This is a genomic window from Nocardioides sp. GXQ0305, assembly GCF_050880345.1.
Taxonomy (GTDB): Bacteria; Actinomycetota; Actinomycetes; order Propionibacteriales; family Nocardioidaceae; genus Nocardioides.
Genome location: NZ_JBNYXG010000006.1, coordinates 164,137 through 179,198, shown reverse-complemented (window position 1 = coordinate 179,198; position 15,062 = coordinate 164,137). Strand labels below are relative to the sequence as shown.

Sequence of the window (15,062 nt, the reverse complement as noted above, 5' to 3'; positions counted from 1 at the left end):
CCCCCGACCCGGCATACTCGTCGGGTCATGACTGCACCCCTCTCCGTCGCCCTGGTGACCCTCGGCTGCGCCCGCAACGAGGTCGACTCCGAGGAGCTCGCGGGCCGGCTCGCGGCCGACGGGTTCCGGCTGGTCGCCGATGCCGACGTCGCCGACACCGTCGTGGTGAACACCTGCGGGTTCGTCGAGGCGGCCAAGAAGGACAGCGTCGACACCCTGCTCGAGGCCGCCGACCTGAAGGCCGAGGGCCGCACCCGGGCCGTCGTCGCCGTCGGCTGCCTCGCCGAGCGCTACGGCAAGGACCTCGCCGACTCGATGCCGGAGGCCGACGCCGTGCTCGGGTTCGACGACTACCCCGACATCGCGGCCCGGCTCCGCTCCATCGTCGCGGGCGAGGCCCACCACCCCCACACCCCCCAGGACCGCCGGCGGCTGCTGCCGATCTCGCCGGTCGAGCGGGCCACGTCGGTCGACGAGTCTGATCACAGTGTCCCCGGCCATTTCCTGAACAGCGGCCCCCGCGCCGTACGCCGCCGGCTCGAGGGCGGCCCGATGGCGCCGCTCAAGCTGGCCAGCGGCTGCGACCGCCGCTGCTCGTTCTGCGCCATCCCGAGCTTCCGCGGGTCGTTCGTGAGCCGGCGTCCGTCCGACGTGCTGGGCGAGGCGGCCTGGCTGGCCGGCCAGGGGGTCCGCGAGGTGTTCCTGGTCAGCGAGAACTCCACGTCCTACGGCAAGGACCTCGGTGACCTGCGGCTGCTCGAGACGCTGCTGCCGGAGCTGGCGGCCGTCGAGGGTATCGACCGGGTGCGGGTGTCCTACCTGCAGCCCGCCGAGACCCGCCCGGGGCTGGTCGAGGCGCTGGCCACGACGCCCGGGGTGGCGCCGTACTTCGACCTGAGCTTCCAGCACGCCAGCGGTCCCGTGCTGCGCCGGATGCGCCGGTTCGGTGACCCCGACTCCTTCCTGGCCCTGCTCGACCGGGTCCGCGACCACGCCCCGCTCGCGGGCGTCCGCTCCAACGTGATCGTCGGCTTTCCGGGCGAGACCGAGGCCGACCTGCAGGTGCTGTGCGACTTCCTGGTGGCCGCCCGGATGGACGTGACCGGCGTCTTCGGCTACTCCGACGAGGACGGCACCGAGGCGGCCGGCTTCGACGGCAAGCACGACGACGACGAGGTGCGCGCCCGGGTCGAGCACGTCACCGTGCTGGTCGAGGAGCTCACCGCCCGCCGTGCCGAGGAACGCGTCGGCGAGACGGTCGAGGTGCTCGTCGAGTCGGTCGCGGACGGTGACGACGGCGAAGTGGCCGGCAGCGGCGTCGTCGGCGTCGTCGGCCGGGCCGCCCACCAGGGCCCCGAGGTCGACGGCACCACTCTGCTGGCCGGGTCGTCGGCCCGCGTCGGCGAGCTGGTCCGCGCCGAGGTCGTCGCCAGCGACGGCGTCGACCTGGTGGCGCGCCCGGTGGGGGAGGGAGCCTGATGTCGGGCCTGACCGGGAGGAAGGGCAGCAACCTCAACCTCCCCAACGTGCTGACCGCCCTGCGCATCGTGATGGTGCCGTTCTTCGGCTACGCCCTGCTGCAGGACGGCGGCGACTCGATCACCTGGCGTCTGGTGGCGTTCGCGATCTTCGTGGGCGCGATGATCACCGACAAGATCGACGGTGACCTCGCACGCAAGCACGACCTGGTGACCAACTTCGGCAAGATCGCCGACCCCATCGCCGACAAGGCGATCACGGGGATGGCGTTCATCGGACTGTCGATCGTCGGCGACATCTGGTGGTGGGTGACGGTCGTGGTGCTGCTCCGCGAGTGGAGCGTGACGCTGCTGCGGCTCTCGGTCCTGAAGCACGTCGTCATCGCGGCGTCCGGCAGTGGCAAGCTCAAGACCGTGCTGCAGGCGATCGCGCTGTCCGGGCTGACCCTGCCGCTCCCGCACGGCGACGCCCACGGTGGCGCGTTCGACGTGTTCGGCGTCGTCGGCACGGCGCTCTTCTACCTCGCCCAGCTGGCCCTCGCGGGCGCGGTCGCGATGACGATGTGGTCGGGGTGGGAGTTCTTCCGTGACGTGTGGCGGCAACGGCACACCATGCGTGCGCGCACCGGCAACTAGGCACGAATTCGTCACCTGTTTGTCATCAACTGCTGCCCCGGATCTGCGCTGACCCCGGGTTAGGGTGTGGCCGCTTCCCTGCGCTCACACCCCCACCACCTCACCCGAAGGGCCGTCCGCCACCGTGTTCTCGACCGCCTCCCGTCGACGCGGAGGACTGATCTCCGCCACCGTCCTCGCGCTCCTGTCCACACCGCTCTCCGTGCTCGCCGCCCCACCGGCCGGAGCCGTCAGCCCGGACCTCGTGATCAGCGAGGTCTACGGCGCCGGCGGCAACTCCGGTGCGGTCTTCGACGCGGACTTCGTCGAGCTCTACAACCCGACCGCTGCTGCGGTCCCGCTCGACGGCCTGTCCGTCCAGTACCGCAGCCAGGCCGGCACCACCGGCAACGCGTTCCCGCTCAGCGGGTCCGTCGCGGCCGGCGAGCACTACGTGATCCAGATGAGCAACACCGGCGCCAACGGCGACCCGCTCCCCGGCGTCGACGCCACCGCGTCCCCGGCGTTCGCGATGAGCGGGAGCGACGGGCAGGTGCTGCTGCTGAACTCGACGACCGGCTTCACCGGCACCGGTGACGTCGCGGGCGACCCGGCCATCCGCGACATGGTCGGCTACGGCAACGGGGCCGCCACCTACGAGGGAGCCCCCACCGGCGTCGACCTGACCTCCGCCACGTCCGCCCAGCGTTACGACAACGTGGCCGACAGTGACGACAACGCGGCCGACTTCAGCGAGGCCGGCCCCACTCCGGGCGCGGGCATCGAGGCTCCGGACGACCGCACCGTCGCGGAGATCCAGGGCACGGGCGACGCCAGCCCGGTCGAGGGCGACTCCGTCCGCACCACCGGCGTGATGACCGCTCGCTACGCGACGGGTGGCTACCAGGGCGTCGTCATCCAGACCGGGGGCGCTCCCGCGACCCCGGACGCCTCCGACGCCGTCTTCGTCTACGCGCCGGACATCCCGCCCGGCGACCTGCCGCCGATCGGCACCTCCGTGGAGGTCGTCGGCGAGGTCGACGAGTACTTCGAGCTCACCGAGGTCAACGCCGAGAGCATCTCGGTCATCGACGACCTGGTGCCGGTGCAGCCGCTGAGCGCGCCGTGGTCCGACCTCGACTCCGACGTCGAGCGCGAGGCCCACGAGAGCGAGCTGGTGGCGCCGCAGGGGCCGTTCACGGTGACCGACTCCTACAACACCGACAACTACGGCGAGATCGGGCTCGCGTCCGGCACCGAGCCGCTGGTCACGCCCACCGAGGTCGAGGACGCCCAGACCGGTGACCCCGCCGGGGTGGCGGCCGAGAACGCCCGCCGCGCGATCACCCTCGACGACGGCGCGACGATCAACTTCCGCGACGCCGCCAACAGCGACACCCCCTACCCGTGGCTCACCCCCACCAACCCGGTGCGGGTGGGCGCCGCAGTCACCTTCCACGACGAGGTGCTGCTCGACTACCGCTTCGGCGAGTGGAAGCTCCAGCCCCAGCGGCGCGTCACGGGCGACGGCGCCGCGGTCGCCTCGTTCGAGAACACCCGGACCACCGCCCCGGGCGACGTGGGCGGCGACCTGCGCCTGGCGACGTTCAACGTCCTGAACTACTTCCCGACCACGGGTGTCGAGTTCGACGCGATGCCGGGAACGACGTGCACCTACTACCGCGACCGCGACGGCGAGCGGACGACGGTCAACTCGTGCACGCCCAACGGCCCGCGCGGTGCGGCCGACCCCGAGAACCTGGAGCGCCAGCAGGCCAAGATCGTGGAGGCGATCAACGCCCTCGGCGCGAGCGTCGTCTCGCTGGAGGAGCTCGAGAACTCCGCCAAGTTCGACAAGGACCGCGACTACGCCATCGGCCGGCTCGTCGACGCGCTCAACGCCGACGCCGGCGCCGGGACCTGGGACTTCGTGCCGACGCCGCCCCAGGAGGACCGGCCGACGGTCGACCAGGAGGACGTCATCCGCACCGGGTTCATCTACAAGCCGGCCGACGTCGAGCGGGTCGGTTCCTCGGAGATCCTCGTCGACGAGGTGAACTTCGACAACGCCCGTGAGCCGCTGGCCCAGGTCTTCCGTCCCGTGGGCGGCGCCGAGGGCAGCGAGTTCGTCGTGGTCGTCAACCACTTCAAGTCCAAGGGGTCGGGCGCCGACGACGGCACCGGGCAGGGCAACGCCAACCCCGACCGCATCGGCCAGGCCGAGGCGCTGAGCGCCTTCGCATCCGAGTTCGCGGCCGCCCGCGACGTCGAGGCCGTCTTCCTCGCCGGCGACTTCAACGCCTACACCATGGAGGACCCGATGCAGGTCCTCTACGAGGACGGCTACACCAACCTCGAGTCGACCACCGACCCGGGCGAGGCGTCCTACTCCTTCGACGGGATGTCGGGGTCGCTGGACCACGTGGTGGCCAACGAGGCGGCCGAGGCGCTGGTCACCGGCGTGGACATCTGGAACATCAACGCGGAGGAGGCGGTGGTCTACGAGTACAGCCGCTACAACGCCAACGTCACCCAGCTCTACGACGGCTCCAGCCCGTTCAAGGCCTCCGACCACAACCCGGAGGTCGTCGGGCTCGACGTGCCCGAGCCGGAGAAGGCCACGCCCACCATCGAGACCAGCCACGCGCCCCGGCAGGTGCGCGAGGACCGGACCCGGGCGACGCTCACGGCGAGGGTGTTCGCCGACGACGTCACCGGCACCGGAACGGTGACCTTCCGGTTCCGCCGACAGGTCCTCGCCACCCGGACCCTCGACGAGGCCGGCGAGGCCTCGGTGCGGCTCCCGACGTTCGGCCGCACCGGCAACAAGGAGATCAGGGTCCGCTACTCCGGCGACGACCACCTCGAGGCGGCCACGACGGTGCACGTCGTGCGGGTCGTCCGCTAGGAGGGTGAACGCAGCCGGAGGGCCGCCTGCACCAGCGCCAGGTGGCTGAACGCCTGCGGGAAGTTGCCCACCATCCGCTGCCCGGCGACGTCGTACTGCTCCGAGAGCAGGCCGACGTCGTTGGGCAGCAGGGCGCACAGCCGGTCCATCAGGGCGTGGGCGTCATCCGTCCTCCCGGCGGCCGCGTAGGCGGAGACCAGCCAGAAGGAGCACGCGAGGAACGGGTGCTCGTCGCCGCTGAGGCCGTCCACGCCCGAGGCGGTGCGGTAGCGCAGCAGCAGGCCGTCGCGCATCAGGTCCTGCTCGACTGCCGCGACGGTCCCGAGCACCCGCTCGTCGTCACCGGGCAGGAAGCCCACCAGCGGGATCATCAGCAGGCTCGCGTCGACCTCACGGGTGCCGTAGTGCTGGGTGAACGTGCCGCGACTGCTGTCGAAGCCCTTGGCGAGCACCTCGGCGTGGACCTCCTCGCGCAGGGAGCGCCACGTGTCGACCGGGCCGTCGAGCCCGTGCCGCTCCACTGCCTGCACGGCGCGGTCGAACGCCGCCCACACCATCACCCGCGAGTGCGTGAAGTGCTGCTGGGGGCCGCGCACCTCCCACAACCCGTGGTCGGGCGCGTCCCAGTGCGTCGCGAGGTCGTCGATGAGCACCCGCTGCAGGGCCCAGGCGTGCCGGTCGGCCGGCAGGCCGATGTCGCGCGCCTGGGCCAGCGCGATCATCACCTCGCCGAGCACGTCGGCCTGCCGTTGTGACACCGCGGCGTTGCCGACCCGCACCGGCCGGCTGCCGGCGTAGCCCGGCAGGTGGTCGAGCTCCCGCTCCGGCAGCTGCCGGCCGCCGTCGACGGCGTACATGATCTGCATGTCCTGCGGATCGCCCGCCACTGCGCGCAGCAGCCAGGCCCGCCAGTGCCCGGCCTCCTCGACGAAGCCGGCAGCGAGGAGCGACTCGAGGGTGAGGGCCGCGTCGCGGAGCCAGCAGTAGCGGTAGTCCCAGTTGCGCTCGCCGCCGAAGTCCTCGGGGAGGCTGGTCGTGGGAGCGGCGACGATGCCGCCGGTCTCGGCGAGCGTCATCATACGGAGCGTGACCAGGCTGCGCACGACCAGGTCGGCATGGGGGATGCCGGGCCCGCACCGCCCGGCCCAGCCCACCTGCTCGGTGCGGGTGGCCTCGATCGAGTCCTCCCAGCTGGGCGGTCCCGGGAGCTCGCGCCACGACTCGACCCACGTCGTCGAGAACGTCAGTGTCTCGCCCTCGTGCACCGTGAACTCGTCCGCGTGGCGGCCGTCGACGGCCCGGGGGAGTCGTGACCCGCTGAGCACCAGCTGGTCCGGACCTGCGACCGCGACGATGACCTCCTCGCCCTCCACCTCCGCCCGGCGGACCCACGGCCGCACCAGCCCGTAGTCGCAGCGCACGATCCACTCGTGGCGCATCCGCACCGACCCCGACACCCCGGTCACCCGGCGTACGACGTCGGCACGGTCGTCGCCGGTCGGCATCACGTCGAGCAGGGTGGCGGTCCCGGTGTCGGTGGTGAACGTGGTCTCCAGCAGCACCGTGTCGCCGAGGTAGCGCCGCGTCGACTCGTGGTCGCCGGCCGGTCCGAGCAGCCAGCGGCCGTGCCGCTCGTCGCCGAGCAGCGCAGCGAAGCAGGCGGAGGAGTCGAAGCGGGGCAGGCACAGCCAGTCGATGGAGCCGTCGCGGCCGACCAGGGCCGCCGTGTGCCGGTCGCCGATGACCGCGTAGTCCTCGATCGCCCCTGGCATGCCCCCCATGATGACCTACCGTCGGTGACATGGAGGTCGACGAGCTGCTGGGCGAGCTGCGGCGTCGGGGAGCGACGCTGGCGACGGCCGAGTCCCTCACCGGGGGTCGGCTCGCGGCCCGGATCACCACCGTGCCGGGAGCCTCCCGCACCTTCCTCGGCGGGGTGGTGGCCTACGCCTCCGACGCCAAGCAGCACTTGCTCGGCGTCCCGGCGGGGCTCGTGGCGCGTCATGGCGTCGTCTCGGCGGAGTGCGCGCGGGCGATGGCGGAGGGTGCCCGGGCTGCGCTCGGCGCCACCTGGGCGGTCAGCACGACCGGCGTCGCCGGGCCAGACGAGCAGGAGGGAAAGCCGGTCGGTACGGTCTTCGTCGGGGTGGCCGGCCCCACGGGGACCACCGTCGTCGCCCTGGAGCTGGTGGGTGACCGTGAAGCGGTGCAGGAACGCACCTGCCGGGAGGCCGTGTCGGCCCTCGGCGCCAGACTGCACGGGGAAGAACCCGGACTCCGGTAGCGTTGGGCTCAGACCACCCGGGAAGGAGAGACGCGCATGGTGCTGTTCCGCCGTCTGCTCGGCGACGTGCTGCGCGCCAAGCGGATGCAGCGCGGGCTGACGCTGCGCGAGGTCTCCGCCGAGGCCCGGGTGTCGCTGGGCTACATCTCCGAGATCGAGCGGGGCCAGAAGGAGGCGTCCTCCGAGCTGCTGGCGTCGCTGTGCGCGGCGCTCGACGTACCCCTGTCCGAGGTGCTCCACGACGTGTCGTCGCTGGTCGCCGTCGAGGAGACCGCGTCGCTGCCCGTCGAGGCGGGCCCGGAGGTCGTGGCCTCCGCGGCCTAGCGCCTACGCCGGCTCGGGCTGACAGCTCGGGCACCAGTACGACGCCCGCTCGCGGCCGGGCTCGCCCCGCATCGCGACCTCGATGGTGGTGCCGCACCGCAGGCAGGGCTGCCGGTCGCGCCGGTAGACCCACATCCGGCGGCCCTGCCGCAGGTCGCCGGTCGTGGACTGGTGGGGCCGCTCCTTGTTGAGGTCGAGCATCTGGTGAGCGCGCCGGACCAGGCGCAGCAGGTCGGGCACCTGCGCGACGGTGGTCTGGGGGTGCAACCCGCTCACGAAGCAGAGCTCGGCGAGGTACATGTTGCCGATCCCGGCCAGCCGGGTCTGGTCGAGCAGCGCCTCGGCGAGGGGGCGCGAGGGGTCCTCCTCGAGTCGGCGACACGCCTCGGCCTCGTCCCAGTCGGGGCCGAGCAGGTCGGGTCCGAGGTGACCGACCACGCCCTCCTCCTGGTCGCGCGGGAGCAGCTCGACGATGCCGAGGGAGAAGCCGACGGCGACCCGGTCACCGGTGGTGAGGACAACCCGTGCGGTGTGGCTGGGACGACGCCACCGCTGGCCGCGCAGGTAGCTGTGCCAGGACCCCTCCATCTTGAGGTGGGTGTGCAGCGTCCACGCGTGGTCGGTGTCGATCCGGGTGAGCAGGTGCTTGCCGCGGGACCAGGTGCCGAGCACCCGGCCTCCGCTGAGGTCGACGGTCGCGAGCTGGGGCACCCGGAAGTCGCTGTCGGCGAGCACGTGGCCGGCCAGCGTCCGGTCGAGGAGCCGGGCCGCGCGGTAGACGGTGTCGCCCTCAGGCACGCAGACGCAGCCCCCTCGGGGTGGCCACGAAGCCTGCGGCGGCGAGCGCCTCGCGCAGCGGCGTCGGCCCGGACCCGAGAAGCTGGGAGCCGTCTGCCTTCTCGACCGTGAGCCGCCCGAGCTGGCCACGCCGGGCCGCCGTCGCCAGCGCCTCGGCAGCGGGTGTGAGCAGGTCGGGCTCCTCGGACCAGGTCAGCAGCGTCCGACCGCCTCGCTCGACGTAGAGGACCAGCTCGCCGTCGACGAGGACGACCATCGCCCCGGCCTTGCGGCCCGGCCGGTGGCCGCCCTCGGCCGAGCCGGGCTCGGGCCAGCCGAGCGCGGCGCCGTAGGGGTTGGCCGGGTCGGTCGCGGCCAGGGCGACCGCGACCGGCTTGTCGTCGGGGCGCCGGTCGGAGAAGGTCCGGAGCCGGTCGACGGACCCGGCGGTCCCGAACTGGGCGGCGCCGAGACCGGAGACGAAGTAGCCACGACGGCAGCGGCCCGACTCCTCGAAGGCCGACAGCACCTTGTAGACCGCGGCGAAGCCACCGGGGGTGCCCTCGCTCTGCACCGCGCCGCGGGTGACCACGCCGTGCCGGTCGAGCAGCCGCTCGGCCAGCGCGTGGGCGCGCCGCGTGGGGTCGGTGTCGAGGTCGGGCAGCAGCGCCCACCGTCCAGCCGTGTGGGGCGGCCCGCTGCGGAGCACCCGTGGCCCGGGGCGACGGCTGCGGTGGCTGCCGCGCCCGCTGGTCGCCAGCGAGCGGAGCGGCGCCAGGGTGTCGTTGCCGATGCGCCCGGCCCACACCAGGTCCCAGAGCGCCGTGGCCAGGGCCGCGTCGTGGGGTGACTGCACGGCCTGGGCGAGCTGCCGGAAGAACCAGGCCCCGCCGGGGGCGAGGGCGTCGAGCACGGCCTGGTGCAGCTCGGAGTGCTCGAACGGGGCGTGCTCGGGCAGCGTGAGCGGCGCCTGGTCGGCGAGGTGGAGGGAGACCCAGCCGTCGGTGCCGGGGAGCGCGCCGTGGCCGGCCCACAGCACCTCACCGGTCGAGGTGAGCTCGTCGAGGTGGGAGGGCTCGTAGTCGGCCACCCGGGCCCCCAGCACCAGCGACTCCAGTGCGCTCGCCGGGACCGGGCACCCCGCGAGCTGCCCCACCACGGTGAGCACGCCGTCGACACCACGAGGCCTGCCGCCGACGTGTTGCCACGCGCCGAGGAACCGGGCCAGCGCCGGCGGCTCGACGGGCTCGATCTCCTGCCGGAGGCGCGCCAGGCTGCGGCGGCGGAGCCGGCGCAGCACTTCGGCGTCGCACCACTCGGTGCCGGAGCCGGACGGCCGGAACTCTCCGTCGAGCACCCGACCCTGGGCGGCCAGCCGCTCGAGGGTGAGCCGGACGACGGCGGTGCCGAGCCCGAGCCGGGTCGCGACCTGCTCGATGGTGAAGGGGCCGTGGGTCCGGGCGTAGCGCGCCGCCAGGTCGGCGAGGGGGTCGTCGACCGGGTCTGCGAAGACCTCCGGCGTCCCCGGCGGCACCGGCACGCCCAACGCGTCGCGGAGCCGGCCGACGTCCTCGATCACCGTCCAGTGCTCGTCGCCCGCGACCCGGACCTGCACCACCCGCCGGGTGTCGGCGAGCGTCTCCAGCCAGTCGTCGACGTCGGCGTCGTCGACGCAGCGGTCGCGGACCTCCGCGGTAGTGAGCGGGCCGAGCAGCCGGAGCAGGTCGGCCACCCCCTCCGCGTCCCGGGCCCGGCGGTCGGGCGCCAGACGCTGCAGCTCGGCCTCCACCTCGGCCAGCACGTCGGGATCGAGCAGCTCGCGCAGCTCGGCACGGCCCAGCAGCTCGGCCAGCAGCCCCTGGTCGAGGCTCAGGGCCGCGGCCCGCCTCTCGGCCAGCGGCGCGTCGCCCTCGTAGACGAACTGGGCGACGTAGCCGAACAGCAGGCTCCGCGCGTACGGCGAGGGCTGGGTCGTCGCCACGTCGACGACCGCGACCTCGCGCCGGTCGACCCGTCCCATCAGCGCCACCAGCCCGGGCAGGTCGTAGACGTCCTGGAGGCACTCGCGGACCGCCTCGAGCACCACGGGGAACGACGGGTAGCGGGCAGCGACCTCGAGCAGCGCGGCCGAGCGCTGGCGTTGCTGCCAGAGCGGGCTGCGACGGCCGGGGTCGCGCCGGGGCAGCAGCAGGGCGCGGGCCGCGCACTCACGGAACCGGCTCGCGAAGAGCGCGCTCGACCCGACCTCGCTGGTGACGATCTCCTCGACCTCGTCGGGCTCGAAGGTCACCACCTCGCCGGTGGGGGGCTCGGCGTCGGTGTCGGGGATTCGGACCACGATGCCGTCGTCGGAGGCCACCGCCTGGCCGTCGATGCCGTAGCGCTCGCGGAGCCGGGCGTTGATGGCCAGCGCCCAGGGGGCGTGGACGGGGGTGCCGAAGGGGGAGTGGACGACCAGCCGCCAGTCGCCGAGCTCGTCGCGGAACCGTTCGACCACGACGGCACGGTCGCTGGGCAGGGTGCGGGTCGCCTCGACCTGCTCGGTGAGGTAGGTGACCAGGTTGCCGGCGGCGTACGCGTCGAGGCCGGCCTCCTGCGCCGTCCGCTCGGCGTCGGCTGCCGGCATCGCGGCGAGCTCGCGGGTGAACGCGCCGACCGCCGCGCCCAGCTCGGCCGGGCGACCGAGGGCGTCGCCCTTCCAGAACGGCAGCCGGCCCGGGAGGCCCGGGGCCGGCGTCACGAGCACCCGGTCGTGGGTGATGTCCTCGATCCGCCAGCTGGTGGCGCCCAGCGCGAACACGTCGCCGACGCGCGACTCGTAGACCATCTCCTCGTCGAGCTCACCGACCCGGCGGCCCGCCCCGTCGCCGACGAGGTAGACGCCGAACAGTCCACGGTCGGGGATGGTGCCGCCGCTGGTGACCGCCAGCCGTTGCGCGCCGGGACGCCCGGTGAGCTGGCCGGTGACCCGGTCCCAGACGATCCGGGGTCGGAGCTCGGCGAACTCGTCGGAGGGGTAGCGGCCGCTCAGCAGGTCGAGCGTCGCGTCGTAGGCGCTGCGGGGGAGCGAGGCGAACGGCGCGCTGCGCCGGACCAGCGCGAACAGGGCGTCGACGTCGTGGGCCTCGACGGCCACGGCGGCGACGACCTGCTGGGCGAGGACGTCGAGCGGGTTGGCCGGGACCCGCAGGCTCTCGATGGCGCCCTCGCGCATCCGCTGCACGGCGACCGCGGTCTGGGCGAGGTCGCCGCGGTGCTTCGGGAACAGCACGCCGCGACTGGTCTCGCCGACCTGGTGGCCGGCACGGCCGACCCGCTGCAGCGCGCTCGCGACGCTGGGGGGCGACTCGATCTGGACGACGAGGTCGACCGCGCCCATGTCGATCCCGAGCTCGAGGCTGCTCGTCGCCACGACGGCCGGCAGCCGGCCGCGCTTGAGGTCGTCCTCGATCCGAGCCCGCTGCTCCTTCGACACCGACCCGTGGTGGGCCATGGCGAGCACCGGTGCGGATCCGTCTGATCTTCCCGACTGGGCCATGATCTCGGCGGGTGGGGTGCCGTCGTCGTCGGGCTCCACACCGGCTCGTTCGGCGGCGATCGTGTTGAGCCGGGCGGTCAGCCGCTCGGCCAGCCGCCGGGAGTTGGCGAACACGATCGTCGAGCGGTGGGCCTCGATCAGGTCGGCGACGTGCTCCTCGACGTGGGGCCAGATCGACTGCCCCCTCGATGGATCCCGCCCCGGGTCGTCGGTGGTGTCGTCGTACTCCTCGGGGGCGGACATGTCCTCGACGGGGACGACGACGCGGAGGTCCCAGGCCTTCTCGCTCGGCGGCGCGACGATCTCGACGGGCGCCTGCCCGCCGAGGAACCGCGCCACCTCCTCGTGGGGGCGGACAGTGGCACTCAGCCCGATCCGCTGCGCCGGCCGCTCCAGCAGGGCGTCGAGCCGCTCCAGGCTCACCGCGAGGTGGGCGCCACGCTTGGTGCCGGCCACCGCGTGGACCTCGTCGACGATGACCGTCTCGACCCCGCGCAGCGACTCGCGGGCCTGGCTGGTCAGCATGAGGAACAGCGACTCCGGCGTGGTGATGAGGACGTCCGGGGGCGCTGTCGTGAACCGTCGCCGGTCGGCCGCCGAGGTGTCACCGCTGCGGACGCCGACGGTCACTTCGGGCAGTTGTTCACCGAGCCGCTCGGCGGTGTGGCGGATGCCGGTCAGCGGCGCCCGCAGGTTGCGCTCGACGTCGACGGCCAGCGCCTTGAGCGGGGAGACGTAGAGCACCCGGCAGCGCTGCTTCCTCTCGGGCGGTTCGCTGGTGAGCAACCGGTCGAGCGACCACAGGAACGCGCTCAGCGTCTTGCCCGAGCCGGTGGGTGCCACCACGAGCGCGTGGCGGCCGTGGCTGATCGCCTCCCAGGCGCCCGCCTGGGCCGCGGTGGGCTCGGCGAACGCCGCCGAGAACCACTCCCGGGTGGGAGCGCTGAAGCGCTCGAGCGGCGACGTCACCCCGACATCCTCCCACCGCGCCCCGACAGCCACCCCAGCCGAAAGTGGGTTGGTCCCCGCGGACGCCGTCGGCAGACTGTGCCGGTGCGATTTCCCGACGACGTCCCGACGCTGACCGACGGCGAGGTGGTGCTGCGCGCCCACGGATCGGCGGACGTGCCCCGCATCGTGCAGCAGTGCCGCGACCCCGAGTCGGTCGCCTGGACCACGGTGCCCACGCCGTACGGCGAGGACGACGCCGCCGAGTGGCTCGGGACCGTGGTCCCGCAGGGCTGGGCCCGCGACACGACGTACTGCTTCGCCGTCGAGCACGCCGGCCGATTCGCCGGGTCCGTCGACCTGCGGATGCGCGGTGGCGGGGAGGCCGAGGTGGGGTTCGGGCTGCACCCGGAGGCGCGGGGGCAGGCGGTGATGCGGCGTGCGCTGGACCTGCTGCTCGACTGGGGGTTCGACCAGTGCGGGGTGGCGGTCGTCATGTGGCGGGCCTTCGTCGGCAACTGGGCGTCGCGCCGGACCGCGTGGTCGCTGGGCTTCACCTTCGGTCCCACGGTCCCGGACCTGCTCCCGCACCGGGGCGAGCGTCGCGACGGCTGGACCGGCTGGATCGGGGCCGGCGACCCCCGTCGGCCCCGTGAGCCGTGGCTGGTTCCTCCCGTGCTCGACGCCGGCCAAGTGGTGCTCCGGCCGTGGCATGAGGACGACGCCGCGGGGCTCGTCGAGGCGGCCGGCGACCCGGTGCTGCGCCGGTGGATCCCCGACTCACCGCTGCCGCGGTCGCTCGACGAGGTGCCGGCGTACCTACAGCGGGTGCGCCTCGGCGCGGCGACGAACCAGCGGGTGGCCTGGTGCGTCGCCGACCGGGTCACCGACGCCGTGCTCGGCAACGTCGCGGTGTTCGACTTCGAGGACGAGGCCGACGACCTGACCGCCCAGGTGGGCTACTGGTCCCACCCCGCCGGTCGGGGACGCGGTGCGATGACGGAGGCGCTGCGCGCTGCGTGCGACTGGGCGATGCGGCCCGCCGACGCCGGCGGGCTGGGCGCACGGCGGCTGTACCTGCTGACCTCGGGCCGGAACGACGCCTCACGACGCCTCGCCGAGCGTGCGGGCTTCGTCCACGTCGGCACCGAGCGGCAGTCCGCGCCCGTCGCCGGAGGCGGCTTCGAGGACAACGCGCTGTACGACCGGCTGCGCGGCGACGTGCGGTGACGCTCCCTGCGTGGCGCCGTCCGATCCGGCCGGGGGCGGGTCAGAATCAGCCATGGCCAGGGGCTGGGAGCTCGTCGACGGTGGCGTGACCCGGGTCGACGACCTGGTCCTGAAGCCGGCCCGACCGTGGACCGCGACGGTGCACCTCCTGCTGCGCCACCTGCGCGACGTCGGCGTCGAGCAGGTCCCCGAGCCCGTCGGCATCCGCGACGGTGTCCAGGCGTTGCGGTGGATCCCGGGCGACTGCGGCCCGGAGGCGTGGCGTCACCAGCGGGACGAGGCCGGCGTCCGGTCGGCGGGGGCGCTGCTCCGACGCGTGCACGACGCCACCGAGGGCTTCGAGGCGCCCGAGGGGGCCGAGTGGGCGGTGCGCCCCACGCCCGGCGCCACCGTCGTCACGCACGGCGACCCCGGGCCCTGGAACTTCGTCTGGCGCGACGGCGAGGCGGTGGCCCTGCTCGACTGGGAGTACGCCTCTCCGGCCCCGGCCTTGGACGACGTCGCGTACGCCGTCGACACCTTCGCCCCGTTCCGCAGCGACGAGGAGGCGCAGGAGGGCTACGGCTTCGACGGCCCGCCCGACCGGCTCGCCCGGCTCCGCTCCTTCAGCGAGGCCTACGGCCTGGGCGGCACGGCGGGCCTGGTCGACCGGGTGGTCGAGCGGCAGAACGCCACCATCACGCGGATCACCGACCTCGCCGAGCACGGCCACGAGCCCTGGGCGTCGTGGGTGCGTGCCGGCTACCTCGACGAGCTCCGCGGCCGGGTGCGGTGGACCCGCGAGCACCGGCACCTCGTGGAGTAGCGGACTGAACCCCCGATGGTGGGACTGGTCTTCCCGGGGTTGTGTGCCGGGCGCAGGTGAACTCACCGAGATCGGACGATCCTTGCGCCGCTGACTTGCTAGGGGGAGTAGGTGAAGCCCGCCGAACAGTCGGCGCACTGGAAGTGCTGGTCCTC

The 15,062-nt window shown here is 73.6% G+C and carries 10 protein-coding genes; 7 read left to right on the top strand and 3 right to left on the bottom strand.

Annotated elements, in window-relative coordinates; genetic code table 11:
• Positions 1 to 27: 27 nt before the first annotated feature.
• From rimO to ACQ1X7_RS16115, 3 genes are all read left to right on the top strand, one after another.
• Positions 28 to 1,479 carry a 30S ribosomal protein S12 methylthiotransferase RimO gene (rimO, locus tag ACQ1X7_RS16125; RefSeq protein ID WP_432479242.1) on the top strand — a complete coding sequence of 484 codons (1,452 nt, stop codon included), beginning with the start codon at positions 28 to 30 and terminating at the stop codon, positions 1,477 to 1,479.
• Positions 1,479 to 2,114: a CDP-diacylglycerol--glycerol-3-phosphate 3-phosphatidyltransferase gene (pgsA, locus tag ACQ1X7_RS16120; RefSeq protein WP_432479241.1), complete on the top strand. Its 636-nt coding sequence runs from the start codon at positions 1,479 to 1,481 to the stop codon at positions 2,112 to 2,114. The genes rimO and pgsA overlap by 1 nt, the downstream gene beginning before the upstream one ends.
• A 124-nt stretch (positions 2,115 to 2,238) precedes the next feature.
• Positions 2,239 to 5,001, top strand: a complete 2,763-nt coding sequence (locus ACQ1X7_RS16115) for an ExeM/NucH family extracellular endonuclease (RefSeq protein WP_432479240.1) — start codon at positions 2,239 to 2,241, stop codon at positions 4,999 to 5,001.
• Here ACQ1X7_RS16115 and ACQ1X7_RS16110 read toward each other — a convergent pair.
• Positions 4,998 to 6,773, bottom strand: coding sequence for a glycoside hydrolase family 15 protein (locus ACQ1X7_RS16110; protein WP_432479239.1), 1,776 nt, complete (start codon positions 6,771 to 6,773; stop codon positions 4,998 to 5,000). The two genes, ACQ1X7_RS16115 and ACQ1X7_RS16110, sit on opposite strands and share 4 nt — an antisense overlap.
• 29 nt (positions 6,774 to 6,802) lie before the next feature.
• Between ACQ1X7_RS16110 and ACQ1X7_RS16105 the strand changes: the two genes are divergently transcribed.
• Together ACQ1X7_RS16105 and ACQ1X7_RS16100 are read left to right on the top strand one after the other, a co-directional pair.
• The gene (locus tag ACQ1X7_RS16105; protein WP_432479238.1) at positions 6,803 to 7,285 is read left to right on the top strand and encodes a CinA family protein; all 483 of its coding nucleotides are present in this window, start codon (positions 6,803 to 6,805) and stop codon (positions 7,283 to 7,285) included.
• 36 nt (positions 7,286 to 7,321) lie between these two features.
• Positions 7,322 to 7,609, top strand: coding sequence for a helix-turn-helix domain-containing protein (locus ACQ1X7_RS16100; protein ID WP_432479237.1), 288 nt, complete (start codon positions 7,322 to 7,324; stop codon positions 7,607 to 7,609).
• 3 nt (positions 7,610 to 7,612) lie between these two features.
• Here the strand turns inward: ACQ1X7_RS16100 and ACQ1X7_RS16095 are convergent, their stop codons facing one another.
• Positions 7,613 to 8,407 carry a DNA-formamidopyrimidine glycosylase family protein gene (locus ACQ1X7_RS16095; protein ID WP_432479236.1) on the bottom strand — a complete coding sequence of 265 codons (795 nt, stop codon included), beginning with the start codon at positions 8,405 to 8,407 and terminating at the stop codon, positions 7,613 to 7,615.
• Complete coding sequence (locus tag ACQ1X7_RS16090; RefSeq protein ID WP_432479235.1) at positions 8,400 to 12,893, bottom strand: ATP-dependent helicase; 4,494 nt, start codon at positions 12,891 to 12,893, stop codon at positions 8,400 to 8,402. The genes ACQ1X7_RS16095 and ACQ1X7_RS16090 overlap by 8 nt, the downstream gene beginning before the upstream one ends.
• A gap of 84 nt (positions 12,894 to 12,977) precedes the next feature.
• Between ACQ1X7_RS16090 and ACQ1X7_RS16085 the strand changes: the two genes are divergently transcribed.
• Positions 12,978 to 14,102 (top strand): GNAT family N-acetyltransferase, encoded by a 1,125-nt coding sequence (locus tag ACQ1X7_RS16085; RefSeq protein ID WP_432479234.1) that lies wholly within the window; start codon positions 12,978 to 12,980, stop codon positions 14,100 to 14,102.
• A 52-nt stretch (positions 14,103 to 14,154) separates the two neighbouring features.
• Positions 14,155 to 14,907: a phosphotransferase gene (locus ACQ1X7_RS16080; protein WP_432479233.1), complete on the top strand. Its 753-nt coding sequence runs from the start codon at positions 14,155 to 14,157 to the stop codon at positions 14,905 to 14,907.
• The last annotated feature ends 155 nt before the right edge of the window (positions 14,908 to 15,062 follow it).